Below are 25,837 nucleotides of genomic sequence, written 5' to 3'. Positions count from 1 at the left end.
ATTTTTGCCCGGCCCATAGGCTCCCTCTGTGTCTTGTCATGGGCTTCCCATATACTCAGCCATCCCCATTGGAAGGTTCAGGAATGGACGCCTCAATTCTGCTCAATCTGGACGTATTTACCCTGATGTTGATGGCCCTTGGGGGCTACAGCCTGGGATTCATCACCCTCTCCATCATCTGGTCGACCCACAGGGAAATACCCGGTCTCGGGCTCTGGTGGTGGTCCAGCCTCTGTGCCCTGGCGGCGCAATCGCTCTTCTTCATGCAGGCATTTGCCCCCCATATCGCGGGGATCTGGCTGGCCAACCTGCTCATCACCTTCTGCCTCGCCCTGATGCCACTCGCCATCCAGCGCTTCTTCGGGGAGCCGCCAAACTGGCGAGCATTCACCCTCTTCATGCTGGTCTACCTACTTATCCTCTGCTGGAGCGTCATCTTCAACGACAAGATGGCCCCCGGGTGCTGCTGGCCTGCCTGAGCTACATGATGGTGGGGGCGGTGATTGTCTGGCTCATCTGGCGTCATGGCTACCCTGACTATCTGCCCGCTGTGCTGGTGTTCACCGTGGTCAACATCCTGCTCTACGGTTTCAATCTGGTGCGCATGGGGGCCCTGCTCGGTGGCGAGGTGCGGGTCCTGATGGATCAGCATGCGGTCAATGTGCTCCCTTTCCTCTCCATGCTGATGGGCAACTATCTGTCGACCTTCGGGGTGCTGCTGCTCTGTACCCAGTACCGGGCCCTGGCCCTGCGTCGACAGGCCAGCCAGGATCCCCTGACCGGCCTCCTGAACCGGCGCGGCTTCATGGACCACTGCGTGACGATGGCAAGGCAGGGGGCGCTGGTGGTGCTGGATCTCGACGACTTCAAGCAGATCAACGATCGCCACGGTCACGAGACCGGGGACAGGGTGCTGGAGGCGGTGGGTCGCTATCTTGCCGGCCAGCGGGATCTGGTGGCCAGCCGCTTCGGCGGGGAGGAGTTTGTGCTGCTGTTGCCCGAGCGGGACCCCCTGGCCCAGCAGGCGCGCTGCGAGCAGATCCGCCAGGGGATAGAAACGCTGGGGCTGAAGGGGGTCCGGGTGACGGCCAGCCTGGGGTGGGCGCCCAGCGCCCGCGAATGGCACTTTGACACCCTGTTCAGCCAGGCCGATCGCGCTCTCTATCAGGCCAAGCGGGAGGGCAAGAACCGGATCTGTCAGGGGGCCTGATCCCCCGTCAGGTCATGCCCGGCCGGTGGCCCTTGGCTCCGACCGGACAAAGGCATACCGAGTCAGCTACCTGGTCGCATCAGACCAGAATGGCCGCCTAGCCGCCTGTCAGCGGTGCAGCTCCCCCGCGCGTTCCGGCTGATAGACCACTTCCAGGATCTCCACCTGGATGGTGCGACCGGCCGGCCCCGGCCAGGCGATGCTGTCACCCACCTTGAGCCCCAGCAGGGCGCTGCCCACTGGCGCCAGCACGGAGATCTTCGATTCGTCCCCCTGCACATCCTTCGGATAGACCAGCGTCAGGCAGAAGTCGTTGCCGCTGTTTTGCATCTTGAAGCGCACCGTGCTGTTCATGGTCACCACGTCCGGCGGCATGTCGGCGGGTTCGCGGATCTCGGCGCGATCCAGCTCCTCTTGCAGGGCCAGGTGCTGGGGGTGGTTGCCAAGTAGCTGTTCGATGCGATCCAGATCCAGGCTGGAGATGACGAGATGAGGCTGTTTCATAGGGTATTTCCTTATCAATGACTGAAGGGACCAGGATGACGGGCAGACTGGTCGACAAAAAACGGTGCAAGGGTAAAAAGCAGACAGCAACAGCGATGCCCCCGAGCGACTCGCGCAGCGGGGCGAGGGCGGGGGCTCAGCGGGGTGTGAGCGTACTGGAAAAAATCATGATTGCTTTCATGGAGATACCATAACCATTCTGGGGTGGTTTGGCAATTGGGCTGACTTTCTCATCAGGGAGCCTGGTAATCGTACTGGTGCAGGATGCGCGCGAGACTGCCATCCTCCCTCATTTCCTGAATGACCCGGCGCCAGCGCAGCGCCTCGCTGCGGGAGAAGCGGGGGCTGGCGGCCAAGTAGAGGGTGCTCTGCTGCAAGGTCTCGCCCCGCACCAGATCCGGGAGCGGCAGACCCGCCCGCTGCTGGTTGTAACGGGCGGTGTTCCAGGCCACCGCCCATGCCTGGATGCGGCCGCGCGCCAGCTTGCTGGCGTTGCTGACCTCCTCGGTGACCAGCTCCCGGGTCACCCCTGTCAGCGGCTGGATCAGGCTCTGGCTATGGGAGCCACGCATCACGCCAACGGTGAGACCTGGCAGTGTCTTCATGGAGAGCGGCGCTGGATGGTGACGGCGATGGCTGACCAGCACGAAGGCCTCCTCCAGCAGGGGGGCAATCCAGAGAAACAGTGGTTCGCGCTGGGGATTTCGGGCCGGGGGCAACAACAGGACATCCGGGCGGTGGCTGGCCTGGCTGAGGGCGCGAGCCAGCGGCATCAACTCGATCTCGAGCGGTTCCCCGAGGCGGCGGGCAGCCTCCTCCAGCACCTCGATGGCCATGCCGCTCGGCGCACCCTGCTGGGCGCGGATCACATAGGGGGGAATGTCCGCGGCCACGACGACCACGGCACGGGCCGAAAAGGCGCAGACGATCAGAGGGGAGAGCAGCAGAAGCAGAGTAACAAGGCGCATGGATGTTCGGGTCCGGGATGAGTACAGAGAGTGTAACATCCCGTTACGCCATGTCAGCCAGGCGATTGCAGCCTGGGGGGATCAGTCGAAGAAATCCCGCAGATCAAGGGTCTGGTACCCTGCCAGTTGCTGCCAGGGGAGGGTCTTTGGCAGCGGCTTGAGCGTCACCTCCATCCGGTAGCTGCGATAACCGTCGAGGCTTGCCGACTCCACCACCAGGGGCAACTGCCAGCGGCTCGACCAGAGGATGCGGGTACGCTGGCGACCTTCGCGGGTCTCATACCAGTTCGCCTGGTCGGGGGCGGCCTCATCCAGCGGTGTCATTCCCTCTAACAGGGAAGGGTTGATGAGGTGGCGGATCCGCGCCCACTCCGGTTTGAAGGCCACCTGGCCGTACTCCTCCTGCGGTACCTCCACCAGCTGGTTGTGCCAGGCATCGGCGTAGCGCAACTGGAGTGCGTCTCCCTCGCTGCGGGTGACCCAGCGTGCCGCCATCTGGTGAGTGAAGTGTTTGTGGCCGGGGCGGGCATCATGGGTGGCGTGATAGGCACGGGCCAGGGGAACGGGAATGAGCCGCTGGCTCCACACCTGGTCACCGACCCGCAGCCACTTCTCCTGCCACTGGCTCTCCCGGGTGATGCCGTCGCTGCCGGTCACCCTGTCCACGTAGCGGATGCGGGCGGCCAGATCGGGCACCTCGTCGGCCAGGAGGGGGAAGGAGAGGGCGCTGCCCAGCAGCCATAAAGAAAGCAGATATTTCATCATCGTCTCTCGCTCGACGGAAAAGGTGCCCGGCGAGGTGCCGGGCCCCTTTATCACAGGCCGAGGGCCTCCCTGAGCTTGCCGAACACCCGGGTGTTGTCGAGGGTGCCCTTGAACTGGCTGCTGCCTGCGCCGCCCGCGAACAGCATCACATCTCCGCCGCCGTGAGTCTCGGAGCCGAGCTTGACCCCGGTCTCCTGCAGGTAGTCATCCGCCATCACCTCATCGCTGGTGAGGGTGGGACGCTGGTCCTGGCGGTTGGGGCCGTTGCCGAATACCAGGGTAGTGAACGGCTTGCCGTCCGCGTCGTTCTGGGTCGAGCCATCGGCGTTCTTGACCAGATCCAGCACCTTGTTGCCCTTGGCTGAATAGCCGTTGATGGTCATGGTGTGGTCGTGGTCGGCGGTGACCACGATCAGGGTATCGCTCAAATCCACTTTGCCGAGGGCCGTCTTGACCGCCTCGTCCAGCGCCACCGCATCGGTCAGGGATCGCTTGGCGTTGGTGGCATGCAGGGCGTGGTCGATACGTCCCCCCTCCACCATCAGGAAGTAGCCCTGGCTGTTCTGGCTGAGCAGATCGATCGCCTTGGCGGTCATCTCGGAGAGGGACGGCTGGGTACTGGCCGCCCCCTTGGCGACGCGGTCCAGTTCGTAGTCGAGGTGGGACTTGGTGCTGAACAGCCCCAGCACCTTGCCCGAGTTGACAGCAGAGAGCTCATCCTTGGTGGTGACATAGCGGTAGCCCCGGGCGGTCAGCTCGGCGGTGAGATCCCGGCCGTCGGCCCGGCCGCCCTTGTTGCTGGCGCTGTAGGGCGTCCAGTGGTTGGCGCCGCCCCCCATCAGCACATCGACCCCATCCCCCAGCGCCTGGTTGAAGCCGGCGCCGCCCGGTACCGCCTGCTCGGCGATGGCGTAGGCCGCATCCCGGTGGCAGATATGGGAATAGGTCGCCGCCGGGGTGGCATGGGTGAGCTCCGTGGTCGTGACGGCTCCCACCGACTTGCCGGCTGCCTTGGCCAGCTCGAGAATGGTGGGCACCGGGCTTCCGTTGTCGCTGGTGCAGTTGTTGATGCCCTTGTTGCCGTTGGCATCCTTGGACGGTGCCACGGCCCTGGTGTCGCTGCTCATGGCGATCACCTCGTTGTTCATCTTGACGCCGGTGGTGTAGGCCGCCATGGAGGGGGCGGAGTCCGTGGTCTGGGCATCGTGGGAGAAGGTCTTGATGCGCGCGCTCTGGGGCAGTTTCATCATCTCGAGATCCCCCTCTTCCCCCACCTTGAACAGGCGGGTGGCGGTGAGCACGGTGGGACCCATGCCGTCACCGATAAAGAGGATGACGTTCTTGGCATCGGCGGCGTGCGCCTGGGAGAGGCCGCCAAGCGTGCCGAGCAGGGCGGTGCAGACCAGCGTCTTTTTCATGGTGATGTTCATCCTGATAATCCCTTACAGCTTGGCCGCAGCCTTGATCTTGCCGAACACGGCGGTGTTGTCGAGAGAGCCGTGGAAGCGCTCCGCCCCCTGGCCGATGGCGCCGAGGAAGACATCGGTACCGCCGTGGGTCTCGTTGCCTATCTCGCCCACCTTGACCACCACCTCCTGGTGATAGTCGTCGGCGGAGACGGTGGCGTCGTCGAGGGCCGCCACGCTGCTGCGCGGGCCATCCACTCGGTTGTAGCCGTTGCCAAAGCCGATGATGGTGTAGGGCATGCCATCGCTATCCTTGCTCGGCTCGCCGGTCTCGTAGTTTTTCACCAGCCCGAGCACGCCCGCATTGCCTGCCGTGGTCTTGCCGGTGCGCTTGGCGTACCCGTTGAGCACAAGCGTGTGGTCATGGTCGGCGGTGACCACGATCAGGGTGTTTTTCAGCTCGGGATCGGTTTTCTTCACTTCATTGATGGCGGCCAGGATGGCGTTGTCGAAGGCGAGGGTATCCTGCAGGGCGCGCTTGGCGTTGGTGTCGTGCAGGGCGTGGTCGATACGCCCCCCTTCCACCATCAGGAAGTAGCCCTTCTCTTTGCCCTTGAGCTGCTTGATGGCAGCCAGGGTCATCTGGGCCAGTGACGGCTCGCTGGCGGGCCGGTCCAGGTCATATTTCATGTGGCTTGAGCCAAACAGGCCCAGCAGCGGCTTGCTCGCATCGGCCTGGTTCAGCTCGTCCAGGGTGGCGGCAAACTGATAGCCCTTCGCCTTCATCTCGTCGATGAGGTTGCGGCCATCGGTCCGCTTGCCCTTGTCGGCACTGGGCAGGAAGAAGCTGCTGCCGCCCCCGAGCACCACATCCAGCCCCTCCTTCAGGGCGCTGTTGTAACCGCTGCCCCCCGGCACCATCTGGACGGCGATATCAGCCTCCAGATCCCGGTTGCAGATATGGGCATAGGTGGCGGCCGGGGTGGCGTGGGTGACCCGGGTGGTGGTGACCACGCCGGTGCCACGGCCATCGGCCTTGGCCAGCTCCAGCAGGGTGGTCACCGCTTTGCCGCCGCTCTGGCTGCAATCGCTCTCCTGGGTGGCGTCGCTGTCCATGCTGATGACGCCGTTGTTGCTCTTGACCCCGGTCATGTAGGCCGCCATGGAGGGGGCCGAGTCGGTCACCTGGGCATCGTGGGAGAAGGTCTTGATGAAAGCCGTTTCCGGCAGGGTGTCGATGGTGAGGCTGCCCTCTTCGCCGACGCCATAGATCCGGGAGGCGGTGAGGGTGTTGAGACCCATGCCGTCGCCGAGGAAAAAGATCACGTTCTTGGCGCTGGGTTCCGGGGTGTTGCTGTCGTTGTTGGAGTTGCAGCCGGCGGCCAGGGCGGCGCCTATCATCACTGCAAGTCCTGCCATCTTTCTCATTGGGGTTCGCTCCTTGTGAAACCTGAGCGCAGCCTAGAGGGGGCAGATGACACTTTTAGTGAAGAGAGATGACAATGCGGTGAAAGCGCCTTGTAAATGTTATCTTATATCAATGGGTTATGTTGATTGTGTTCTGCCACTCACCTCCCGGTGGCGTGGCGGGCATCCGGCCACCCGGGTGACAACACCCGGCCAGAATAGCCTGTCAAATCGGGGCCGCAGCAGGTAAAATGCGCCCCCTTGCGATGAGTGCCAGCGGTCTGGCGCATCACCACGCACCCGCAACCCCGAGCGCCCGCAGCCCCGAGAGGGGACCGCATGCCAATGAGAGAGTAACGGATATGTCCATCAACTGGTTCCCCGGCCACATGCACAAGGCCCGCAAAGAGATTGCAGAGGTCATGCCCCAGGTCGATGTCATCATCGAGATGCTCGACGCCCGCATCCCCTTCTCCAGCGAGAACCCCCTGGTGCCGGAGCTGCGTGGGGAGACGCCGGTGATCAAGGTGCTCAACAAGGCAGACCTTGCCGACCCCGAGATCACCGCGCTGTGGGTGGCCCACATGGAGCAGGAGAAGGGGATCAAGGCACTGCCCCTGACCCAGCAGGAGCCGGAGAAAATCAAGCAGTTGCTGACCCTGTGCCACGAGATGCTGCCGGAGCGCAACTTCGAGCTGCGCGGGGTGCGCGCCATGATCATGGGCATCCCCAACGTGGGCAAGTCCACCCTGATCAACACCCTGGCGGGGCGCATCATCGCCAAGACCGGCAACGAGGCGGGGGTGACCAAGTCCCAGCAGCGGATCAAGCTCGACAACCACGTCATCCTGACGGACACCCCTGGCTTCCTGTGGCCCAAGCTCAACCCGCCCTCCTGCGGTTATCGACTGGCGATCACGGCGGCCATCAAGGATACCGTCTTCGATTACGCCGACATCGCCATGTTTGCCGCCGACTACTTCATCAAGGCCTATCCGGAGCGCATCAAGGCACGCTACCAGCTGAGCGAGCTGCCGGAGACCGAGATCGAGCTGCTGGATCTCATTGCCCGTCAGCGCGGCTTCATGCGCAAGGGGGGCTTGCGGATCTGCACAAGGCCTCGGAAATCCTGGTCAATGAATTCCGGTCCGGCATGCTGGGGCGGATCTCCCTGGAGACGCCAGAGATGGTGAGCGTCGAGATAGTGGAAGCCCAGGCCGAGGCTGAGCAGAAAGCCAGGGAGAAGGCGGAGCGGGAAGAGGAGCGCCAGGCCCGGGCTCGTCGCAAGTACGCCAAGAAGCGCCAGCGCTGACCGGCGTTGTGCACGATAGGTTGTGCTTGTCAGAAAGAAGAGGCGGCCCAGAGTCGCCTCTTCTGGTCATGGCGCTCTGGCGTGAGGGAGGCACAGGGTCGATATTCAACCGCCCGGTTCCCCTTATCATGACCAAGGTGCCGGCCAATCAAGGGGATGAGGCTCCCGTCAGGGGAGGGCCGTGCCGCGTTGCCATCACGGTGGGCAGAAAAACCTTGCGACCCGGCCTCAGTGCCGATTGACAAAGGCACAGGCGGTGGCATGATGCGCTCGCATTTTGCCTCTCCCCACGGTTCTATCCATGACCACATACTCCCGCCCGGTGCTGCTCCTGCTCTGTGGCCTGCTGTTGCTGACCCTGGCCATCGCGGTATTGAATACCCTGGTGCCGCTCTGGCTCGCCCATGAGCATCTGCCCACCTGGCAGGTCGGCATGGTCGGCTCCTCCTATTTCACCGGCAACCTGCTGGGAACCCTGCTGGCGGGCAGACTCATCGCCCGCTGCGGCTTCAATCGCAGTTACTACCTGGCCAGTGCGCTCTTTGCCGCAGGCTGCGTCGGGCTCGGCATTACCCTGGCGTTCTGGAGCTGGCTCGCCTGGCGATTCATCGCCGGGGTCGGCTGCGCCATGATCTGGGTGGTGGTGGAGAGCGCGCTGATGTGCAGCGGCAACGCCCGCAATCGAGGGCGCCTGCTGGCCGCCTACATGATGGTCTATTACGTGGGCACCGTGCTTGGGCAACTGCTGGTGAGCAAGGTACCGACGTCGCTGATGGCGGTGCTGCCCTGGGTGACCGCCCTGGTGTTGACGGCCATGCTGCCGCTCTTGTTCACCCGCATCGCCAGTCCGTCAGGCAACCTTCAGGCCAGGACTCCGGTCTGGCCGATGCTGCGCCTGCGTCAGGCGCGTCTGGGGGTGAACGGCTGCATCCTCTCCGGCATCGTGCTGGGGGTGCTTTATGGTCTGATGCCGCTCTATCTGAACCACCAGGGGGTGAGCGACGGGGCCATCGGCTACTGGATGGCGGTGATGGTGAGCGCCGGCATCCTGGGGCAATGGCCGGTGGGGCGTCTGGCGGATCGTTTCGGGCGCCTGCCGGTGCTGCGGGTACAGGTGCTAGTGGTGATCCTGGGGGCCATGGCGATGCTCGGCAACGCGGCCATGGGACCGACGCTGTTCATTCTGGGGGCCGCGGGCTTCACGCTCTATCCGGTGGCCATGGCCTGGGCCTGCGAGAAGGTCGAGCAGCATCAACTGGTGGCCATGAACCAGGCGCTGCTGCTGAGCTACACCATCGGCAGCCTGCTCGGGCCGACCCTGACGGCGCTCCTGATGCAGCACTACTCGGATCATCTGCTGTTCATGGTGATTGCCGGGGTCTCCCTTGTCTATCTGCTGATGCTGCTGCGCAAGATGGGCGAGCACCCGACGCCAATGGCCCATGCCTGAGGGCAGACGGCGTCATCATCCCTGCGCACTGGATATAGAAGAGGCGACCCAAGGGTCGCCTTTTTTCGTCATGGGCCGGGTGGTGCCGCTCAACCAAACCGGTGCCTTGCTGCTTCAAAGAGCGAGAGGTGCAGCGGGATCAACTGCTGCCAGTCTCGCCGGTAACCCCCTCCCGGTACGGCGGTGATGGGCAGCCCGTGGCGAAGCGCAGAGTCAAAGACCATGGCATCGCGCTGGCGCACGCCGGAGTCGCTCAGGGAGAGGTAGCCTAGCTCGTCGTCCCGGTGCACATCCACCCCGGCCTGATAGAGGATGAAGTCAGGGGCGTAGAGGCGATGAGCCAGGGCGAGGGCCTGGTCCAGGGTCTCGAGATAGGCGTCGTCCTCCATGCCGCTTGGCAGGGGAAAGTCCAGATGGGAGGCCGGCTTGTGACGGGGGAAGTTGTGTTCCCCGTGCAGGGAGAGGGTGATGATGTCGCGGCTGCCCGTGCACAGGGCGGCGCTGCCATCCCCCTGATGGACATCGAGATCAACGATCAGTACCCGCTCGCAGAGTCCCTCGTCCAGGCAGGTTCGTGCCGCGATCACCAGATCGTTGAAGAGGCAGAAGCCGCTGCCAAACCCCCGGTGTGCGTGGTGGTAGCCGCCGGAAATCTGCAGTCCGCAGCCCTGCGCAAGGGCGTGGCGGCTGGCGGCCAGGGTGGCGCCGACCGAGTGCAGGGTACGTTCAATCAGCAGGGGAGACCAGGGAAAGCCGAGCCGGCGAATGGCTCCTTCATCGAGGGTACCGGTGAGGGCGGCCTGTACATAGGCCGCATCGTGCACCTTCTCTATCTGCTCACGGTTGGCAGGGGTGGCCTGTGCCAGCGGATAGTCGAGGGCGACGAGGCGTTCAAACAGCGCCTGGTACTTGGCCAGGGGGAAGCGGTGACGCTCGGGCAGCCTCAAGGCGGAGTAGTGGGGGTGATAGAAGATGCGCAGTGACATGAAGCATCGGCCATGAACGGGTATGAAAAAGGGGAGCCAGGCTCCCCTCGATGCAGGCGTGCGATGCGCCTTACTGCTGCTGGATCACCCAGATCTGGAAGGCTTTGCGGGTCTCCGCATCGGCCTTGTTGTACCAGCTCTGCAGCTGGGTCAGGGCTTCCGGATTGCTCATGGCCTTGCTCGGGGCCACTTCGGCCGGTGCGCTGGCGGCGGCCATCACTGCGGCGCTGGAGATGGCGACGGTCTTGGGCTGGTTGAAGGCCTTGCCCATATTGATCAGCTCCTGCTGATAGTCGCGGGTCAGCTGGAAGCCACCCACGGTCGGCATGACGAACTGCTCGCTCTCGACGGTCTGGCCGCTGGCCTTGTCCTTGAGGACCACTTTCTGATCTTTCAGGAAGGCCTTGGCTTCCGCTTCGTTGCGGGGCTTCTTGTAGTCCAGCACCAGGGTCTGGTTGTCGGCGGCGGTGAAGTTGATCACCAGGGGCTCGGCGGTCACCAGCTTGATTTCGCTACGGTTGGAGTAGTTGCCCTCGAAGGCCACCACCATCTGGTGCTTGCCGGCGCTGATGGGGAAGCTGCTGGTCTTTTCGAGCAGCTTGGGGTTGATGGACTCCCCATCGATGAGCTGGACCACATAGGGATTGGTTATTTCCAGTTGGCTATTAGCCAGGGCGCTACCTGCCCACAACAGACCAGCCAGGGCCGGCACCAGAACAGTCAGTTTCATTTCATCTCCTTGAACAGTCAGGCGATTGCCCACTGAAAAATAGGGGTTCATTTTTGCAGGTTTGCCCTGGAGCGGCAATAGCCGTTTATGGCGCGGTCCTGCCGACGGGAGAGCCGATCCTACTCGATTCGCCGGGTGAAAGGAGGCAGGGCGTCCAGCAGCCCCTTGCCGTAGCGTTTGGTCAACAGACGCCGGTCGAGAATGGTCACGCGCCCCCGATCCGCCTCTTTTCGGATGAGGCGGCCACAGGCCTGGATGAGCTTGCGCGACGCCTCCGGTACCGTCAGTTGCAGGAAGGGGTTGCCGCCGCGCTGCTCTATCCACTCGGCAGTGGCCTCTTCCACCGGCGAGTTCGGCACCGCAAAGGGCAGCTTGGTGATCACCAGGTTGGTGAGGTAGTGCCCCGGCAGATCCAGCCCCTCGGAGAAACTGCCGGTGCCAAAGAGGATGCTGGCCTGGCCGCCGTCGCACTTCTGTTTGTGCAAGAGGAGCAGGGCACTGCGCGACGCTTCCCCCTGCACCAGCAACGACATCCCCTTGGCCCTGAGCCCCGCCGCCACCTCGTTCATCTGCCGGTAGGAGGAGAAGAGCACCAGGCTCGCCTCCTTGCCTGCCAGCAGGCGGGGCAGGGTGTCGATCAGTTCCTGGGTAAAGGCGGGGGCGCTCGGTTCATTAGTCATCCTGGGCAGATAGAGCTCGGCCTTGTGGTAGTCGAAGGGGGAGCGCAGCCGCAGATAGCGGGTGCCATCGTGCTCCTTGAGCCCCACCTGGTGGCGGAAATAGCTGAAGGAGGAGAGGGCGGTGAGGGTGGCAGAGACCAGTACGGCCCCGAGGCAGCGGGACCAGAGCCACTCCTCCAGCAGATAGCCTACCTCGATGGGGGAGGCGTGCAGCCAGATGTCCCCGTCCTCGCTCCTGGCCATCCAGCGGGCGAGCGGTGTCTTGCCGGCGGGCACGTGGCGGCTCAGCATCTCCCAGAGGGCGCAGAAGCTCTCGAGCCGTTGCAAGTGAAAACCGCTCTCCGCCAGCAGGGGCTCGGCCTCCTTGCGGCGGATCTCGCCATCTTTGAGCGCCTCGCCGATGGCTCCCTGCATCCTGTCCAGCGCCCGCAGCGCCTTCTTGCTCGCCTCCTTGAGGTTTTCCGCCAGCATGGGCAGGGGATCCGGCAGCACCCCATCGGCGAATCTGTGGTGGGGCTCGCCGCCAAAGAGGTGGTCATTGCTGATGAGCCACTGCTCGAGGGCCTTGAGATCCGGCTGGAGAGAGGCCAGGGCATCCTGCAGCTTCAGCTGGGGATCGAGCAGGCTCTCCTTGTTGAGGGCCCGCGCCAGCTTGCCGGCACTTTGCACCAGCTTCTCCAGCCAGCGGCGGGAGCCCTTGATGCTGGCGCTCGCTGCGCCGTGATCCCGGGCGATGGTCGGCAGGTGGTGAGCCTCATCCAGCACATAGATGCACTCGTCGGGGGGAGGCAGGATGATGCCGCCCCCCATGGTGAGGTCGGAGAGCAGCAGGGCATGGTTGACCACCAGCACGTCGGCGGCGTCCATGTCGTTGCGGGCACGGTGGAAGGGGCAGTGCTGGTGGTGGCTGAGCGCCTTGTTGCAGGTGTGGCGATCGGCGGCGATACGATCCCAGCAAGGGTCCGTAATGGGTTTGGGCCAGTTGTCCCGATCGCCGTCCCACTTGCCCCCCGTGTAAGCCTGCCATAGCGCCTCATAGCACGCCTTGTCGGAGTCTGACGGCTTGTGCTTGCTTAAACTCCCGAAGTCGAGCTCGAAGTTGGCCATGTCGATGCCGCTCGCCGCCTGCTCCAGCAGGTGTTCGCAGCAGTAACGCTGGCGCCCCTTGACCAGCATGAAGCGAAACGGCAGCTCGCTGTGGCGGTGATAAAAGGGGAGATCCTTGTGGATGAGCTGCTCCTGCAGGGCCACGGTGGCGGTGGAGATCACCAGCTTCTTCTGGGTGAGGCGTGCCACCGGGATGGCGCCCTGGGCATAGGAGAGGGATTTGCCGATGCCGGTGCCGGCCTCTGCCACCAGGATGCGGCGACTCCTGTCATATTCTCCCGTCAGGGTCTTGGCGATTTCGGCCACCAGAAAGTTCTGCTCCTTGCGCGGCACAAAACCGGGTAAACCATCGGCAATCTGGCGATAGGTATTGCGGATGGTGGCTTTGAGGCGAGTCGATAGCATAAAGAAGGTGTGGCCGTGTCGGTGTGGATGGCAACAGGATACCCGCAACAGGCGGCCCGGGTCGAGGCAGGGGAGAAGCAGTCGGGTCAGCCCCGGCTTTGCACATATGTTATGAGGGAACAGGGGGTTGCAATAAACCACCAAAAAAGAGGGATTCAGGCAGAGAGTATCGCTGTAAACGTTTTCCCTGATGGGGCAAACATTGTGAGATTCAGCTCACAAATTTTTCCCTGTGACTATGGTTTTCATAAAAAGTTCCAAGTTTTTTCATTGCGGATTCGAAAACCCGGTGATAGTCTCGGCGCCATAGTGATGCAAAGAACATCGCTAACACAGGGAATAACAAGGACTTAGTGTTTAATTACAGTAGGCATTGGAAACTATGAAAAAGACAATTCTGGCTATTGCTATCCCGGCTCTGTTCGCATCCGCAGCCAACGCTGCTGTCGTTTACGACAAAGACGGCACCTCTTTTGATATCTACGGCCGTGTTCAGGCTAACTACTACGGTGACAGTGATAACCCCAATCCTCTCACTCAAGCTGATACACAGGGTGATGCAGAGCTGATCGGTACCTCCCGTCTGGGTTGGTCCGGTAAAGTTGCGCTGAACAACACCTGGTCCGCTATCGCCAAGACCGAGTGGCAAGTAGCTGCCGAAAACTCTGACGACTCCAAATTTAAGTCTCGTCATATCTATGCTGGTTTTGATGGCACCCAGTACGGCAAGATCATCTTCGGCCAGACCGACACCGCGTTCTACGACGTGCTGGAAGCAACCGATATCTTCAACGAGTGGGGCAGCTACGGTAACTTCTACGACGGTCGTCAAGAAGGCCAGATCATCTACTCCAACAGCTTCGGTGGCTTCAAGGGCAAACTGTCCTACCAGACCAATGACAATGAAGCCGTCAAAGTGGCTGATGTTGGTGGTAACTCCTTCACTACCGAATTCCCTGGCATCAAGCGCAACTACGGTTACGCAGCTGCCGCCGGTTACGACTTTGACTTCGGTCTGGGCCTGAACGCCGGTTATGCTTACTCCGACCTCGAGAGCACCACCAATACCAACACTGGTGAGAAGTCCGAGTGGGCTCTGGGCGCACACTACGCCATCAACGGCTTCTACTTCGCTGGTGTTTACACCGAAGGCGATCTGAAGAACGACACCACTGGCTACAAGGGTGAAGGTCGTGGCTACGAGCTGGCTGCTTCCTATAACGTTGATGCCTGGACCTTCCTGGCTGGTTACAACTTCAAGGAAGGCAAGGACAACACTGCTGGTTCTTCCTACGAAGACATGGTTGACGAAACCCTGCTGGGCGTACAGTACGCTTTCACTTCCAAGCTGAAAGCCTACACCGAGTACAAAATCCAGGGTATCGACAAGATGGACGACGAGTTCACTGTTGCCCTGCAATACAACTTCTAATCTAGCCTCTGCGCTGATTTAGTTGATGAACGGCCAAGCTCGCTTGGCCGTTCTGTTTTTTGGCCCCTTCACCACTTTTCGTCCTCTGGCCCTGCGCCATATCACGTTGTCTTCCTTGCCCCCTTGGTTCTCCTCTGGTAAATCGCTAGATTATTCAATTTGTTGAAGCAGATTGGCCGACAGGGAAGGATGCCTTTGATCGATTTCACCCACCCCGAGTGGCGCGCGCTGGCACAGCAGTTGCTGAGCGGCGGCTCCCAGGCTGTTCGCGGTCGTCAATGGCAGCCGCTCATCGGCATGCTTCGGGACAACCAGTTGCTGCTGGCCCTTGGCAATCATCACTATGAGCTCACCCCTGCCGGGCACCGCTATCTGACCCGGGAGCTGATGCTGGCGAAGATGGCCAGTGCCCCGCCGGAACCCGAGGAGTGGCTGCAATCCCACGGCTGGCAACTGGGGGAGAGGGTCAACGAGCGGGTGCTGGCGGCCCTGTATCGCAAGGGGGAGGGTCATTTCAGCCCCATCGAGCAGATCGACTTCGAAGACAAGGGGATCCGGCTTTGCAGTGATCTGCCCCTTCGTCTGCGGGCCGCACGGCCGTTCAGCCTGTTTCTCAGCGGCGGCACCCTGCTGGATGCCGCCCCCTGGCTCCAGACCCTGGGGGAGGTGGCGCTGCCAGCCCGCACCCTGGCGCAGCTTGGCAAGATCCTCTGGGGAGAGGGGGAGATACAGCGGGTGATCACAACCGATGCCGTCGGCGCCTTCGCCGAGTTGCCACTGCCCGCCGACGCCCTGCTGGTCTGGTATCCCGCCGAGGATCCCGGCACGCTGGAGCCCCTGATCGCCGCCTTGCCGCACCAGACCCTCTGGAGCCACCTCACCGCCCTGGATCCGGCCGGGGTCGACAGAGTACTGGCATTGGCCCAGCGGTTGGGGAGACCGGCGAGCTGGTGGTTGCCCCGGGATCTGGTGCCCATCAAGGCGGCTTACGGGGTTCCCCTGGGGGATGGCCGGCCCTGGGAGCCGAGCCGTATCCCCCGTGCGCTGCTGGCGCAGTGCAATGATCTGGTGGAGTCGAATCGGGGTCTGTCGGTCGAGGTGTGTGCCCTGGCACCGGATTGGCACGGGATTGGTTGAGGCGGCGCCGAGAAAGCGGTTTTCCCCTATGGAAGGCAGTGGTATAAAGAGCTGACGAAGCGCTCCCTGGACGGGCGCTTTTGTTTGCCAACCTACTTTGCCAGCCAACGAACTCAACGGACTACAGGGAATACCATGTTTGAAAAGGTTGTTGCCGCCCCAGCGGATCCGATCCTGGGCCTGACCGAAGCCTTCCGTGCCGACACTCGCAGCCACAAGATCAATCTGGGGGTCGGTATCTACAAGGATGAGACCGGTGCCACTCCTATCCTTCACTGCGTCAAGCAAGCCGAGCAGAAGCTCTTGACCGACGAGAAGACCAAGAACTACCTCGGTATCGAAGGCAATATCGAATACGGCCGCATCGTGCAGCAACTGCTGTTCGGCCGTGATGCCGCCCTGGTGACCAGCGGCCGCGCCAAGACAGCGCAGGCGCCGGGCGGTACCGGTGCCCTGCGCATCGCCGCCGAGTTCGTGGTACGCAACAATCTCGCCAAGACCATCTGGATCTCCGATCCCACCTGGGCGAACCACGTCAGCGTGTTCCAGGCGGCCGGTTTGACCGTCAAGTGGTACAAGTACTACGACGCCGCCACCAAGGGGCTCGACTTCGCCGCCATGCAGGCCTCCCTGTCTGACGCGCAGGCGGGGGATCTGGTGCTGCTGCACGGCTGCTGCCACAACCCGACCGGTATCGACCCCACCACCGAGCAGTGGCGTGCCCTGGCCAGTCAGAGTGCTGCCGCCGGCTGGCTGCCGCTCTTTGACTTCGCCTATCAGGGCTTCGCCCGGGGTATCGAAGAGGATGCCGAAGGCCTTCGCATCTTCGCCGAGTGCCACGACGAGCTGCTGGTGGCAAGCTCGTTCTCCAAGAACTTCGGCCTCTACAACGAGCGGGTCGGCGCCTTCACCCTGGTCTGCGCGACCAAGGCGGTGGCCGACGTCGCCTTCACCCAGGTGAAGACCGTCATTCGTGCCAACTACTCCAACCCGCCGTCACACGGCGCCGCCGTTGTCACCACCGTGGTGAGCGACCCGGCCCTCTATGCGGAGTGGGTGGAAGAAGTGGCCGCCATGCGGGTGCGCATTCGCGAGATGCGTGAGCTGCTGGTGGAGAAGCTGGCCGAGCGGGGGGTGAACCAGGATTTCAGTTTCATCCGCGAACAGAACGGCATGTTCTCCTTCTCCGGTCTCTCCAAGGATCAGGTGGAGCGCCTCAAGAGCGAATTCGCCATCTACATCGTCGGCTCCGGCCGGATCAGCGTGGCAGGCATCACCCGCGCCAACATTGATCCCCTCTGCGACGCCATCGCCAAGGTGTTGTAAGAGAGAAGCATCTGCGCCAAGCGCCTTGCTTCAGCCATAAAAAGCCCGCCGACACGGCGGGCTTTTTCATTTTCCGGCATCAGCGGCGCCGCTTGCTGCTCCCCAGCAGGGAGCCGAGCACCCCGCGCATAAGCTGGCGTCCCACCTCGTTGCCGAGGGTGCGGGCCACGCTCTTGGCGGCGGTCTGCACCACCCCGTCATGCTGGCCACCACGGGGGCCGGTGCGACCGAACAGGATGCCATTCAAGGCATCCAGCAGACCGCCGCCCTGGTCGGTCTGTGGGGAAGCGGTCTCGTCATCGGCGGCGGGCGATGCCTCCTGAAGCCGCTCGAACGCGGACTCCCTGTCCTCCTGGGTGTCGTATCTGCCGTAGAGCAATGAGCCCTGAATAAGCGCCTGGCGCTCGGCCGCGCTCAGGGGGCCGATGCGGCTGGCCGGGGGCGCGATGAAGGCGCGCTCCACCACGCTGGGCCGCCCCTTCTCGTCGAGCAGGGAGATGAGCGCTTCCCCGACCCCCAGTTCAGTGATGGCTCCGGCGGCGTCGAAGGCAGGGTTGGCCCGCAGGGTGTTGGCGGCGATGCGTACCGCCTTCTGATCGCTCGGGGTGAAGGCGCGCAGGGCGTGCTGCACCCGGTTGCCAAGCTGCCCCAGCACGCTGTCGGGGATGTCGGCCGGACTCTGGGTCACGAAATAGACGCCCACCCCCTTGGAGCGGATGAGGCGCACCACCAGCTCAATTTTCTCCAGCAGTGCCCTGGGCGCATCCTTGAACAGCAGGTGGGCCTCGTCGAAGAAGAACACCAGCACGGGCTTTTCCGGATCCCCTATCTCGGGCAACTGTTCGAACAGCTCGGAGAGCAGCCAGAGCAGGAAGCAGGCATAGAGGCGGCTGGACTGGGTGAGCTTGCCGGCGGCCAGCACATTGATATGGCCGTGGCCTGCCCCGTCAGTCTGCATCAGATCCTGGATGTCCAGCATGGGCTCGCCGAAGAAGTGATTGCCGCCCGCGCTCTCCAGGGTGAGGAGGTTGCGCAGGATGGCGCCGATGGAGGCGGTCGACACATTGCCGTAGCGGGTGGTGAGGGTCTTGGCGTGCTCCCCCGCAAACTGCACCATGGCCCGCAGGTCTTTCAGATCGAGCAGCAGCAACCCCTCGTCGTCCGCCACCTTGAACACCAGCTCCAGCACCCCGCTCTGGGTGTCGTTGAGGCCGAGCAGGCGTGCAAGCAACAGAGGCCCCATGTCGGAGACGGTGGCCCGCACCGGGTGGCCCTCTTCGGCGAAGAGATCCCAGAACAGGGTGGGGCTGGCGGCAAAGTCGGGTGCCTGAAGGCCGAGCTGGGCCAGACGGGCATCCAGCTTGGCAGAGGGGGTGCCGGCGGCGCCCAGGCCGCTCAGATCCCCCTTCACGTCGGCAAGAAAGACCGGCACGCCGAGGCGGGAAAACCCCTCCGCCAGCACCTGCAGGGTGACTGTCTTGCCGGTGCCGGTGGCCCCGGTGATGAGGCCGTGGCGATTGGCCATGGCGGGGAGCAGGGAGAGGGGGTTGCCATTGGCATGGGCCAGCGTGAGCGGTTCGGCCATGGTGGGCTCCTTGTTTCGAATGGGGGTCGAAAAACAACGGGTTACAAGGAGTGTGGTGGCAGAGGCAGACGATGGCAAGGCACGCCGCCCGAGACAAGGACGGCGTGCTGGCAACCTAGCGGGGGCGGGTCAGTTTGCCCAGTTGCAACAGCAGCAGGGTGAGCAAGGCGCCAGCGGCAGCGCTCAGCACCGCCAGCAGCAGGCTGCCGAGCAGGAAGGGGGGCACCAGGATAGCCGCTTCCTGCTCCAGCCAGTGCAGGGACCAGGTGAGATGGAAGGGGGCTGGCGTCTCGTTCAGCACCAGGCAACCGGTACGATAGGCGTAGAGGTACATGAAGGGGAGCGTCAGCGGGTTGTTGAACCAGACCGCCAAGAGGGCCAGCGGCAGGTTGAAGCTGAACGCCAGCACCAGGGCGACGGCCACCAGGGAGTGCATGGGCATGGGGACCCAGCTGGCGAACAGCCCGGCCGCCACGGCGCCACAGAGGGCCCGCGTTCCCCCTTGCCAGAGGGCGGGTGTCAGCAGTCGCTCGCCAAAGAGGGCGAACCACTTCTGTTGGCGCAGGGTATCGGGGTCAATCTTGAAGCGGGCCAACCAGCGGTTCAGCATGGGCGCGCCACCTTGCGTTTTTGCCACTGGCGCACCGTGCTCAGGCGCCAGCCCGCGCGAACCAGGACATAGCCGACGAGGGCGCTCAGCAGGGCAAGCACCAGGGAGCCCAGCAAGAGCGGCGGGGCCACCGTCTCGAACACCGACACCAGCCAGGCCCAGGTGAAGGTGATCTCGATGTGCTGGGAGGGTTGCCCCAGCAACTGGCAGCCCACCAGATAGGCGCCATAAAACAGCGGTGGCATGGTCAGGGGGTTGGAGAGCCAGACCAGGGCCACCGAGAGGGGCAGGTTGACCCGGCAGGCGATGGCGCCGCCAGCGGCCAGCAGCATCTGGCAGGGGAGGGGCACCCAGGCCATGAAGAGGCCGACCGCACAGGCACCGGCGGCGGAGCGCCGGTTGAGATGCCAGAGGTTGGCATCCAGCAGCAGCTTGCCAAAGAGTCGCAAGTGCTTGTGTTCCTTGAGGGTCGCCGGGTCGGGTAGCCAGCGCTGTATGATTCGTTTGGGCATGTTCTGAACCTTGCTAAATACTTGCTCCATGGATCTGCGTCTGTTGTCGTTTGCCCTGGGGGCAAGCTCCTCACTGCTTTGGCCATGGCTGCCTTCATGGGAATGGGGTGGCCTGATGCTGCTGCTCGCGCTCCCCCTCGCCGGTGGTCGTTGCTGGCGGCTGCTGTTTCTGCTGCTCGGCATCCTCTGGATGCAGGTGAATTTGCACTACCGGCTTGCCTGGCTGGATCAGCTTGGCAAAAAAACGAGCCACATCATAACCGCACACGTGCAAAGTACGGAGTCTTCGGGAGAGAAAGAGGGGGATAAATTTGCGCGCCTGCTGCTGCGCCTCGACACCCTGGACGATCGCCCCCTCATCGTGCCACCCCTGGTGCGGGTCAATGCCTATCAGGTGTTGCCGCCGTTGCCTGCCGGCAGCCGCGTCACCCTGGTGACCTCTCTCAAGCCGGCCCATGGCCTGGCCAACGAAGCGGGGATGGATGGGCGGCGCCTGCTCCTTGGCAAGGGGATCACCGCCACCGGCAACCTGCGCCGGGTCATCGCCCTGGATGCCGTGCCCCCGGGTGTGCGCGATCGCTGGCTGGCGGCGGCGAGTCGCGCCTGGGAGGGGATGGCGCAGGCCCCCCTGCTGGCGGCCCTCACCTTCGGGGAACAGGGAGGGATCACGGATGCCCAGTGGGAACTCTTTCGCGGCAGCGGCCTGACCCACATCATCGCCATCTCGGGCCAGCATATTGCTCTGGTAGCGGTGCTCGGCTGGTGGCTCGGGCGGCTGTTCGGGCTGCGCGGGGCTATCTGCGTGTCACTCCTGTTCGCGGCCACCTACAGCTGGCTGGCGGGGTTTGCGGTGGCCACCGAGCGTGCCCTCATCATGGTGCTGGTGTGGAGCCTGCTGCGCTGGCTAAAGCGGGACTGGCCGAGCCACCGGATCTGGCTGTGGGCCTTTGTGGTGCTGACATTGTGGGACCCTTTCGCCCTCTATTCGGCGGGGTTCTGGCTCTCTTTTCTGGCGGTGGCCCTGCTGTTGCTGGCGAGCCTGTTGCACGATCGCCCCGGCCTGGTGCGGCTGCAACTTCTGCTGCTGCTCGGATTGCTGCCCCTGCAACTGCTGCTGTTCGAGGGGATGGCGCCCCTGGCGTTTCTGCTCAATCTGCTGGCACTGCCGCTGTTCTGCCTTGTCATCATTCCCCTGGCGCTCATCGGCGTGCTGGTGGCGCCCCTCTCCACGTTGCTGGCCCACGGCCTGCTCTGGGTCTCCGCCTTCGGCCTGGAGTGGGTGCTGTGGGGGCTCACGCAGCTGGCGGATCGCCTGCAGCTCTGGTGGCCGGTGCCCGGTTGGCTGATGCCCGCCAGCGCCCTGCTGATCCTGCTGTGGACGGGATGGCACCTGCCGGGAGGGCGCGCCCTGGGGGGGCCAGTGGCGGCGGCCATGCTGCTCGCCCTCTGGCCTGCTCCCGCTTCCTGGCAGGTGAGGGTGCTGGACGTGGGGCAGGGGCTCTCGGTGCTCGTCACCCGGGGGGAGCGGGCCATCCTGTTTGATACCGGGGATCGCTACCCCGGGGGCTACAACATGGCGGATGCGGCCATCCTGCCCCTGCTCAACCGGCTCGGCATCCGGGTGATCGACACCCTGATCATCAGCCACAGAGACAGGGATCACGCGGGCAACCGGCAGGCTCTGCTGCAGAGCATGGCGGTACGCCGGGAGCTCTCCTCCTTCCCCTTTACACCGGCTACCCAGGCCTGCCGCCGAGGTCAGCAGTGGCACTGGCAGGGGCTGGATGTGCGGGTGCTCTGGCCCCTGGCAGCCGGGGCAGGGCGCAACAACGACAGTTGCGTGGTGCAGCTGGACGACGGGCGCCATCGGCTGCTGCTGAGCGGCGACATCGAGCAGCAGGCGGAGCGCCGCCTGCTGGCGCAGGCGCTGGAGGAGGGGGAGGGCGCGGGGCTGGCCAGCACCCTGCTGGTGAGCCCGCATCATGGCAGTCGCACCTCCTCCACGGCCCCCTTCGTGGCGGCGGTGAAACCTGCCTTCGTGGTGCACAGCGCAGGCTTCATGAACCAGTGGGGCTTTCCCCGCCCCGAGGTGGTGGCGCGATACCAGGGGGCGCGGCAGTGGGTCACGGGGGAGGCGGGCGCCATCCTGATCGAGCCGGGGGACGCGGGGCTCAGGATCCGGGCCGAGCGGGAGCAGGGGCCCTGGTACAGGCGTGGCGGCCCCTGGTGGCAGCCGCAGGTATGGGGAAGGGAGTGAGGATCCGGTGAGCCAGCCCGGCAAGGGGCGGCCTTCATTTGTGACCCGGGTTGTAGCCATCGCGCCAGCGGCGCTTGGTGTAGCTCCAAGGTTTGGCTAGAATAGCCCGTCATTTCCCTTATTAACGGCTATTCATGCAACAAGAAACCTCACAAGAGAGCTGGACCGTCTTCAAGCGCCTGCTCGGTTATGTCCGGGATCGCAAGCTGGGTCTGGTGGGCGGCATCATTGGCATGCTGGGTTACGCGGCCGTGGATACCACCTTCGTCTACTCCATCAAACCGCTTATCGATCAGGGGCTCAACGGCAACGACAGCAGCGTGCTCAAGTGGATGCCCTTCTTCGTCCTCGGCATCGTGGCTCTGCGCGGCTGCGCCGCCTTCCTCTCCAACTACTGCATGGCCTGGGTCGGCAACCACGTGGTGATGCGCCTGCAGCAGCAGGTGTTCAGCCACCTGATGGCCATGCCCATGAGCTTCTTCGACCGCCAGAACACCGGCAACCTGCTCTCCAAGGTGACCTATGACGCCGGTCAGGTGTCGTCCGCCGCGAGCTCGACCCTGGTCTCCCTGGTGCGGGAAGGGGCCACTGTCATCGGCCTGCTGGGCCTGATGTTCTGGCACTCCTGGCAGTTGTCGGTGATCTTCCTGGTGGTGGGGCCCCTGGTCGGGATCCTCATCAGCATCATCAGCCGACGTTTTCGCAAGATAAGCCGCCACATCCAGCAGGCGGTGGGTGACATCACCACCTCCACCGAGCAGATGCTCAAGGGGCACAAAGAGGTGCTGATGTTCGGGGGTCAGGAGGTGGAGGACAAGCGCTTCTACCAGGTGAGCAACCGGATGCGCCAGCAGACCATGAAGATGGTCGCCGCCGACGCCATCGGCAGCCCCATCGTCCAGATGGTGGCCTCCGTGGCTCTTGCGGTCTTCCTCTATGTCGCCACCATCGACAGCGTCAAGGCGACCCTGACTGCGGGCACCTTCACCGTCATGGTCACCTCCATGATGATGCTGCTCAAGCCGCTGAAAAGCCTGACCGACGTGAACAACCAGTTCCAGCGCGGCATCACCGCCTGCCAGAGCCTGTTCGGTCTGCTGGACTCCACCCCGGAGCAGGACACCGGCACCCGCACCCTGGAACGTGCCCGAGGTGAAATCGAGTTTCGCAACGTCACCTTCACCTACCCGACCAAGGAGACACCAGCGCTGCGCAACATCAGCTTCAAGGTGGAGGCAGGCAAATCGGTGGCCCTGGTGGGGCGTTCCGGTTCCGGCAAGAGCACCATCGCGAGCCTCCTGACCCGCTTCTATGACATCGAAGAGGGGGAAATTCTGCTGGATGGCGTCAACATCCGCGAATACCGCCTGAGCGAGCTGCGCAAGCAGTACGCCCTGGTCTCCCAGCACGTGCATCTGTTCAACGACTCCGTGGCCAACAACATCGCCTACGCGGCGGAAGAGAAGTACAGCCGCGACGAGATCAAGCAGGCGGCCCGCATCGCCCATGCGGACGACTTCGTCAGCAAGATGCCGGAAGGCTATGACACCGTCATCGGCGAGAACGGCGCCTCCCTCTCCGGCGGCCAGCGCCAGCGCATCGCCATCGCCCGCGCCCTGCTGCGGGACTCCCCGGTGCTGCTGCTGGACGAAGCCACCTCGGCCCTGGACACCGAGTCCGAGCGCCACATCCAGGCGGCCATCGACGAGCTGTGCAAGGCGCGCACTTCCCTCGTGATCGCCCACCGCCTCTCCACCATCGAGAAGGCGGACGAAATCCTGGTGATCGACGAAGGACACATCGTCGAGCGCGGCAACCACCAAACCCTGATGGACATGCATGGTACTTATGCCCAGCTGCGGGCCATTCAGTTTGGTAATACAGCCACGGGTAACAAGGGCTGATGCTGGCCAGACTCTGGTACGGGAACAGCCTCTGGCGCTGGGGGCTGGCCCCCTTCGCCCTGCTGTTTGCCCTCATCAGCGGCGTCCGCCGTCTGGGGTATCGCCGGGGCTGGTTCAGCGCCTATCGGGCCACCCTGCCGGTGGTGGTGGTGGGCAATCTCTCGGTGGGGGGCAACGGCAAGACCCCGGTGGTGGTCTGGCTGGTGGAACAACTCCAGGCCCGGGGCTGGCGCCCGGGCGTGGTGAGCCGCGGCTATGGCGGCAAGGCGCCCCATTACCCCTATCGACTGGATGAGAGCAGTACCCCGGCCGAGGCCGGGGATGAGCCCGTGCTCATCGCCAGACGCTGCGGCTGCCCCGTGGCGGTGGCCCCCAGACGGGCCGATGCTGTGCGGTTGCTGGAGCAAAGCGGTGAGGTGGACATCATCGTCACCGACGACGGCCTGCAGCACTATGCCCTGGCCCGTGACATCGAACTGGTGGTGGTGGACGGTGCGCGCCGCTTTGGCAATGGCTGTCTGCTGCCCATGGGGCCGCTGCGCGAGCCCACGACCCGCCTCAAGCGGGTGGACGCCATCATCTGCAACGGCGGCGAACCCGCCCGTGGCGAATACGCCATGCGCCTGGTGCCGGATACCCTGCGCCGGGTGTGCGATGATGCGCCTCTCACGGCCCCCCTCTCGGGGCCGGTGGATGCCCTGGCAGGCATCGGCCATCCCCCCCGTTTCTTCGCCACCCTGACCGCCCTTGGTTACGAGCTGGTGCAGAGTGTCGGCTACGGGGATCACCAGGCGTTCGACGCCGCCGAGCTGCTGGCCCGCTTCGGCCAGCGCCCCTTGCTGATGACCGAGAAGGATGCGGTCAAGTGCCGCCCCTTCGCCCCGGACAACTGGTGGTATCTGCCGGTCAGCGCCGAGCTGCCCGATGCCCTGGGGGAGGCGCTGCTGCGCACCCTGGGCCCGCAGCCCGGAAGAGGGAACGGGCACCAGGCGCCCTGACGGGGTGCCACCGGATTGGAACAGACGGCCAGCGCCCGGACTCGGGGGCTGGCCCTGCACATTGACATGCCAGGCAAGATCGCCTGTGGGAAATCGTTAAAGGAGTTTCGTTGTGGCACTGGATATTAAATTGCTCGACATCATCGCCTGCCCGGTCTGCAAGGGGAAACTGCACTATCAAGCGCACGCCGAGGGCCCTCAGGAGCTCATCTGCCGTTTCGACAGACTGGCCTATCCCCTGGAGGAGGGGATCCCGGTGCTGCTGGAGAACCGGGCCCGTCACCTGGCGCTGGAAGAGCTGAAGCCATGAGTTTCGTCGTCGTCATTCCTGCCCGTTACGCCTCCACCCGGCTGCCGGGCAAGCCGCTGGCCGACATTCACGGCAAGCCCATGGTGCAGCACGTGGTGGAGAAGGCCCTGCAATCGGGTGCCGATCGGGTGATCGTCGCCACCGATGACGAGCGGGTGCAGCAGGTCCTGGCCCCCTTTGCCGCCGCTGCCGGGTTCGAGGTGTGCATGACCTCACCGGATCACCAGTCCGGCACCGAGCGTCTGGCCGAGGTGTGCCGTCACTACGGCTTTGCCGCCGATACCATCATCGTCAACGTGCAGGGGGACGAGCCCCTCATTCCCCCCGTCATTATCCGCCAGGTGGCGGACAACCTGGCCGCGGCCAGCGCGCCCATGGCGACGCTGTCGGTGCCGATCAGGGATGCCGAAGAGGCGTTCAATCCCAATGCCGTCAAGGTGGTGACCGACCGGGAGGGGTATGCCCTCTATTTCAGTCGCGCCAGCATCCCCTGGGATCGGGACCGCTTTGCGGCCAGCGATCGCGTTGCGGGGAGCCGCGAGCAGATTGGCGATCACTACCAGCGCCACATCGGCATCTACGCCTATCGCGCCGGCTTCATCCAGCGTTACGTGGACTGGGCACCGAGCGTGCTCGAGCAGGTCGAAGCCCTGGAGCAGCTGCGGGTGCTCTGGTACGGGGAGAAGATCCACGTGGCCCAGGCGCTGCAAGCCCCGCCGGTGGGGGTGGACACCCAAGCCGATCTCGACAAGGTGCGAGCGCTGCTGGCCGGTTGAGGCTGGCGGAACGGCTTTGATGCAATACGGCGCCCCAGGGCGCCGTTTTTTAATTGATTC

Annotated in this window: 20 protein-coding genes and 2 pseudogenes; 11 read left to right on the top strand and 11 right to left on the bottom strand. The window is 63.9% G+C overall.

Translation table 11 applies throughout. The annotated features are described in order from the left end of the window. Positions 1–83 precede the first annotated feature (83 nt). Positions 84–1,210 (top strand): annotated as a pseudogene (locus C2U47_RS01450) (GGDEF domain-containing protein). A gap of 108 nt (positions 1,211–1,318) precedes the next feature. Here the strand turns inward: C2U47_RS01450 and rnk are convergent. From rnk to C2U47_RS01425, 5 genes are all read right to left on the bottom strand, one after another. Continuing rightward, on the bottom strand, positions 1,319–1,714 hold the full coding sequence (gene rnk / locus C2U47_RS01445) for a nucleoside diphosphate kinase regulator (RefSeq protein ID WP_010675253.1): 396 nt from the start codon (positions 1,712–1,714) through the stop codon (positions 1,319–1,321). A gap of 233 nt (positions 1,715–1,947) precedes the next feature. After that, complete coding sequence (locus C2U47_RS01440; RefSeq protein ID WP_010675251.1) at positions 1,948–2,682, bottom strand: substrate-binding periplasmic protein; 735 nt, start codon at positions 2,680–2,682, stop codon at positions 1,948–1,950. An 81-nt stretch (positions 2,683–2,763) separates the two neighbouring features. Then, positions 2,764–3,447 (bottom strand): hypothetical protein, encoded by a 684-nt coding sequence (locus tag C2U47_RS01435; RefSeq protein WP_029314749.1) that lies wholly within the window; start codon positions 3,445–3,447, stop codon positions 2,764–2,766. Positions 3,448–3,497: 50 nt separating this feature from the next. Further along, positions 3,498–4,865: an alkaline phosphatase gene (locus tag C2U47_RS01430; RefSeq protein WP_174218574.1), complete on the bottom strand. Its 1,368-nt coding sequence runs from the start codon at positions 4,863–4,865 to the stop codon at positions 3,498–3,500. A 24-nt stretch (positions 4,866–4,889) separates the two neighbouring features. Then, complete coding sequence (locus tag C2U47_RS01425; RefSeq protein ID WP_103261358.1) at positions 4,890–6,281, bottom strand: alkaline phosphatase; 1,392 nt, start codon at positions 6,279–6,281, stop codon at positions 4,890–4,892. Between the two features lie 341 nt (positions 6,282–6,622). Here C2U47_RS01425 and ylqF point away from each other — a divergent pair. Both ylqF and C2U47_RS01415 read left to right on the top strand, forming a co-directional pair. Beyond that, positions 6,623–7,572 (top strand): annotated as a pseudogene (gene ylqF / locus C2U47_RS01420) (ribosome biogenesis GTPase YlqF). A 301-nt stretch (positions 7,573–7,873) separates the two neighbouring features. Next, positions 7,874–9,022, top strand: a complete 1,149-nt coding sequence (locus C2U47_RS01415; RefSeq protein ID WP_103261357.1) for an MFS transporter — start codon at positions 7,874–7,876, stop codon at positions 9,020–9,022. 89 nt (positions 9,023–9,111) lie between these two features. On the opposite strand, the gene C2U47_RS01410 is transcribed toward C2U47_RS01415, so the two are convergent. From C2U47_RS01410 to dinG, 3 genes are all read right to left on the bottom strand, one after another. Beyond that, entirely contained in the window at positions 9,112–10,008 is an 897-nt protein-coding gene (locus C2U47_RS01410) for a histone deacetylase family protein (RefSeq protein WP_103261356.1), read from the bottom strand. 70 nt (positions 10,009–10,078) lie between these two features. Next, positions 10,079–10,738 (bottom strand): YccT family protein, encoded by a 660-nt coding sequence (locus C2U47_RS01405; RefSeq protein WP_103261355.1) that lies wholly within the window; start codon positions 10,736–10,738, stop codon positions 10,079–10,081. A gap of 119 nt (positions 10,739–10,857) precedes the next feature. Next, on the bottom strand, positions 10,858–12,930 hold the full coding sequence (gene dinG / locus C2U47_RS01400) for an ATP-dependent DNA helicase DinG (protein WP_103261354.1): 2,073 nt from the start codon (positions 12,928–12,930) through the stop codon (positions 10,858–10,860). A gap of 382 nt (positions 12,931–13,312) precedes the next feature. Between dinG and omp38 the strand changes: the two genes are divergently transcribed. The 3 genes from omp38 to C2U47_RS01385 all read left to right on the top strand — a co-directional run bounded on the left by omp38 (position 13,313) and on the right by C2U47_RS01385 (position 16,825). After that, complete coding sequence (gene omp38, locus C2U47_RS01395; protein ID WP_043153864.1) at positions 13,313–14,362, top strand: porin Omp38; 1,050 nt, start codon at positions 13,313–13,315, stop codon at positions 14,360–14,362. A 195-nt stretch (positions 14,363–14,557) separates the two neighbouring features. Continuing rightward, positions 14,558–15,499 carry a hypothetical protein gene (locus tag C2U47_RS01390; RefSeq protein ID WP_199766836.1) on the top strand — a complete coding sequence of 314 codons (942 nt, stop codon included), beginning with the start codon at positions 14,558–14,560 and terminating at the stop codon, positions 15,497–15,499. 135 nt (positions 15,500–15,634) lie between these two features. Then, positions 15,635–16,825 (top strand): amino acid aminotransferase, encoded by a 1,191-nt coding sequence (locus C2U47_RS01385; RefSeq protein WP_041213134.1) that lies wholly within the window; start codon positions 15,635–15,637, stop codon positions 16,823–16,825. A 79-nt stretch (positions 16,826–16,904) separates the two neighbouring features. Here the strand turns inward: C2U47_RS01385 and C2U47_RS01380 are convergent, their stop codons facing one another. The 3 genes from C2U47_RS01380 to C2U47_RS01370 form a co-directional block, all read right to left on the bottom strand. Further along, complete coding sequence (locus C2U47_RS01380) at positions 16,905–18,410, bottom strand: helicase HerA-like domain-containing protein (protein WP_010675239.1); 1,506 nt, start codon at positions 18,408–18,410, stop codon at positions 16,905–16,907. 115 nt (positions 18,411–18,525) lie between these two features. Further along, positions 18,526–19,020, bottom strand: coding sequence for a DUF2062 domain-containing protein (locus C2U47_RS01375; RefSeq protein WP_042017571.1), 495 nt, complete (start codon positions 19,018–19,020; stop codon positions 18,526–18,528). Then, positions 19,014–19,532, bottom strand: coding sequence for a DUF2062 domain-containing protein (locus C2U47_RS01370; protein WP_010675237.1), 519 nt, complete (start codon positions 19,530–19,532; stop codon positions 19,014–19,016). The genes C2U47_RS01375 and C2U47_RS01370 overlap by 7 nt, the downstream gene beginning before the upstream one ends. Positions 19,533–19,560: 28 nt before the next feature. On the opposite strand from C2U47_RS01370, the gene C2U47_RS01365 reads away from it, so the two are divergent. The 5 genes from C2U47_RS01365 to kdsB all read left to right on the top strand — a co-directional run bounded on the left by C2U47_RS01365 (position 19,561) and on the right by kdsB (position 25,777). Continuing rightward, the gene (locus C2U47_RS01365) at positions 19,561–21,789 is read left to right on the top strand and encodes a DNA internalization-related competence protein ComEC/Rec2 (protein ID WP_080560536.1); all 2,229 of its coding nucleotides are present in this window, start codon (positions 19,561–19,563) and stop codon (positions 21,787–21,789) included. A 134-nt stretch (positions 21,790–21,923) separates the two neighbouring features. Then, positions 21,924–23,693: a lipid A ABC transporter ATP-binding protein/permease MsbA gene (gene msbA / locus C2U47_RS01360; RefSeq protein WP_010675235.1), complete on the top strand. Its 1,770-nt coding sequence runs from the start codon at positions 21,924–21,926 to the stop codon at positions 23,691–23,693. Next, positions 23,693–24,691, top strand: a complete 999-nt coding sequence (gene lpxK / locus C2U47_RS01355; protein ID WP_010675234.1) for a tetraacyldisaccharide 4'-kinase — start codon at positions 23,693–23,695, stop codon at positions 24,689–24,691. The genes msbA and lpxK overlap by 1 nt, the downstream gene beginning before the upstream one ends. A gap of 112 nt (positions 24,692–24,803) precedes the next feature. Continuing rightward, entirely contained in the window at positions 24,804–25,001 is a 198-nt protein-coding gene (locus tag C2U47_RS01350; protein ID WP_010675233.1) for a Trm112 family protein, read from the top strand. Further along, positions 24,998–25,777 carry a 3-deoxy-manno-octulosonate cytidylyltransferase gene (kdsB, locus tag C2U47_RS01345; protein WP_010675232.1) on the top strand — a complete coding sequence of 260 codons (780 nt, stop codon included), beginning with the start codon at positions 24,998–25,000 and terminating at the stop codon, positions 25,775–25,777. Before C2U47_RS01350 ends, kdsB begins: the two co-directional genes overlap by 4 nt. Positions 25,778–25,837: the final 60 nt, after the last annotated feature.

Source organism: Aeromonas sp. ASNIH7 (genome assembly GCF_002903485.1).
GTDB classification, from domain to species: Bacteria; Pseudomonadota; Gammaproteobacteria; order Enterobacterales; family Aeromonadaceae; genus Aeromonas; species Aeromonas caviae.
Note: the sequence above shows the minus strand (reverse complement) of the source record. Positions and strands in the feature narration are given on the sequence as shown.

What these genes read in the sequence shown, in the direction of transcription:
- rnk (WP_010675253.1), bottom strand. Translation starts at nt 1,714, where the DNA reads ATGAAACAGCCTCATCTCGTCATCTCCAGCCTGGATCTGGATCGCATC.
- C2U47_RS01440 (WP_010675251.1), bottom strand. Translation starts at nt 2,682, where the DNA reads ATGCGCCTTGTTACTCTGCTTCTGCTGCTCTCCCCTCTGATCGTCTGC.
- C2U47_RS01435 (WP_029314749.1), bottom strand. Translation starts at nt 3,447, where the DNA reads ATGATGAAATATCTGCTTTCTTTATGGCTGCTGGGCAGCGCCCTCTCC.
- C2U47_RS01430 (WP_174218574.1), bottom strand. Translation starts at nt 4,865, where the DNA reads ATGAAAAAGACGCTGGTCTGCACCGCCCTGCTCGGCACGCTTGGCGGC.
- C2U47_RS01425 (WP_103261358.1), bottom strand. Translation starts at nt 6,281, where the DNA reads ATGAGAAAGATGGCAGGACTTGCAGTGATGATAGGCGCCGCCCTGGCC.
- C2U47_RS01415 (WP_103261357.1), top strand. Translation starts at nt 7,874, where the DNA reads ATGACCACATACTCCCGCCCGGTGCTGCTCCTGCTCTGTGGCCTGCTG.
- C2U47_RS01410 (WP_103261356.1), bottom strand. Translation starts at nt 10,008, where the DNA reads ATGTCACTGCGCATCTTCTATCACCCCCACTACTCCGCCTTGAGGCTG.
- C2U47_RS01405 (WP_103261355.1), bottom strand. Translation starts at nt 10,738, where the DNA reads ATGAAACTGACTGTTCTGGTGCCGGCCCTGGCTGGTCTGTTGTGGGCA.
- dinG (WP_103261354.1), bottom strand. Translation starts at nt 12,930, where the DNA reads ATGCTATCGACTCGCCTCAAAGCCACCATCCGCAATACCTATCGCCAG.
- omp38 (WP_043153864.1), top strand. Translation starts at nt 13,313, where the DNA reads ATGAAAAAGACAATTCTGGCTATTGCTATCCCGGCTCTGTTCGCATCC.
- C2U47_RS01385 (WP_041213134.1), top strand. Translation starts at nt 15,635, where the DNA reads ATGTTTGAAAAGGTTGTTGCCGCCCCAGCGGATCCGATCCTGGGCCTG.
- C2U47_RS01380 (WP_010675239.1), bottom strand. Translation starts at nt 18,410, where the DNA reads ATGGCCGAACCGCTCACGCTGGCCCATGCCAATGGCAACCCCCTCTCC.
- C2U47_RS01375 (WP_042017571.1), bottom strand. Translation starts at nt 19,020, where the DNA reads ATGCTGAACCGCTGGTTGGCCCGCTTCAAGATTGACCCCGATACCCTG.
- C2U47_RS01370 (WP_010675237.1), bottom strand. Translation starts at nt 19,532, where the DNA reads ATGCCCAAACGAATCATACAGCGCTGGCTACCCGACCCGGCGACCCTC.
- C2U47_RS01365 (WP_080560536.1), top strand. Translation starts at nt 19,561, where the DNA reads ATGGATCTGCGTCTGTTGTCGTTTGCCCTGGGGGCAAGCTCCTCACTG.
- msbA (WP_010675235.1), top strand. Translation starts at nt 21,924, where the DNA reads ATGCAACAAGAAACCTCACAAGAGAGCTGGACCGTCTTCAAGCGCCTG.
- lpxK (WP_010675234.1), top strand. Translation starts at nt 23,693, where the DNA reads ATGCTGGCCAGACTCTGGTACGGGAACAGCCTCTGGCGCTGGGGGCTG.
- kdsB (WP_010675232.1), top strand. Translation starts at nt 24,998, where the DNA reads ATGAGTTTCGTCGTCGTCATTCCTGCCCGTTACGCCTCCACCCGGCTG.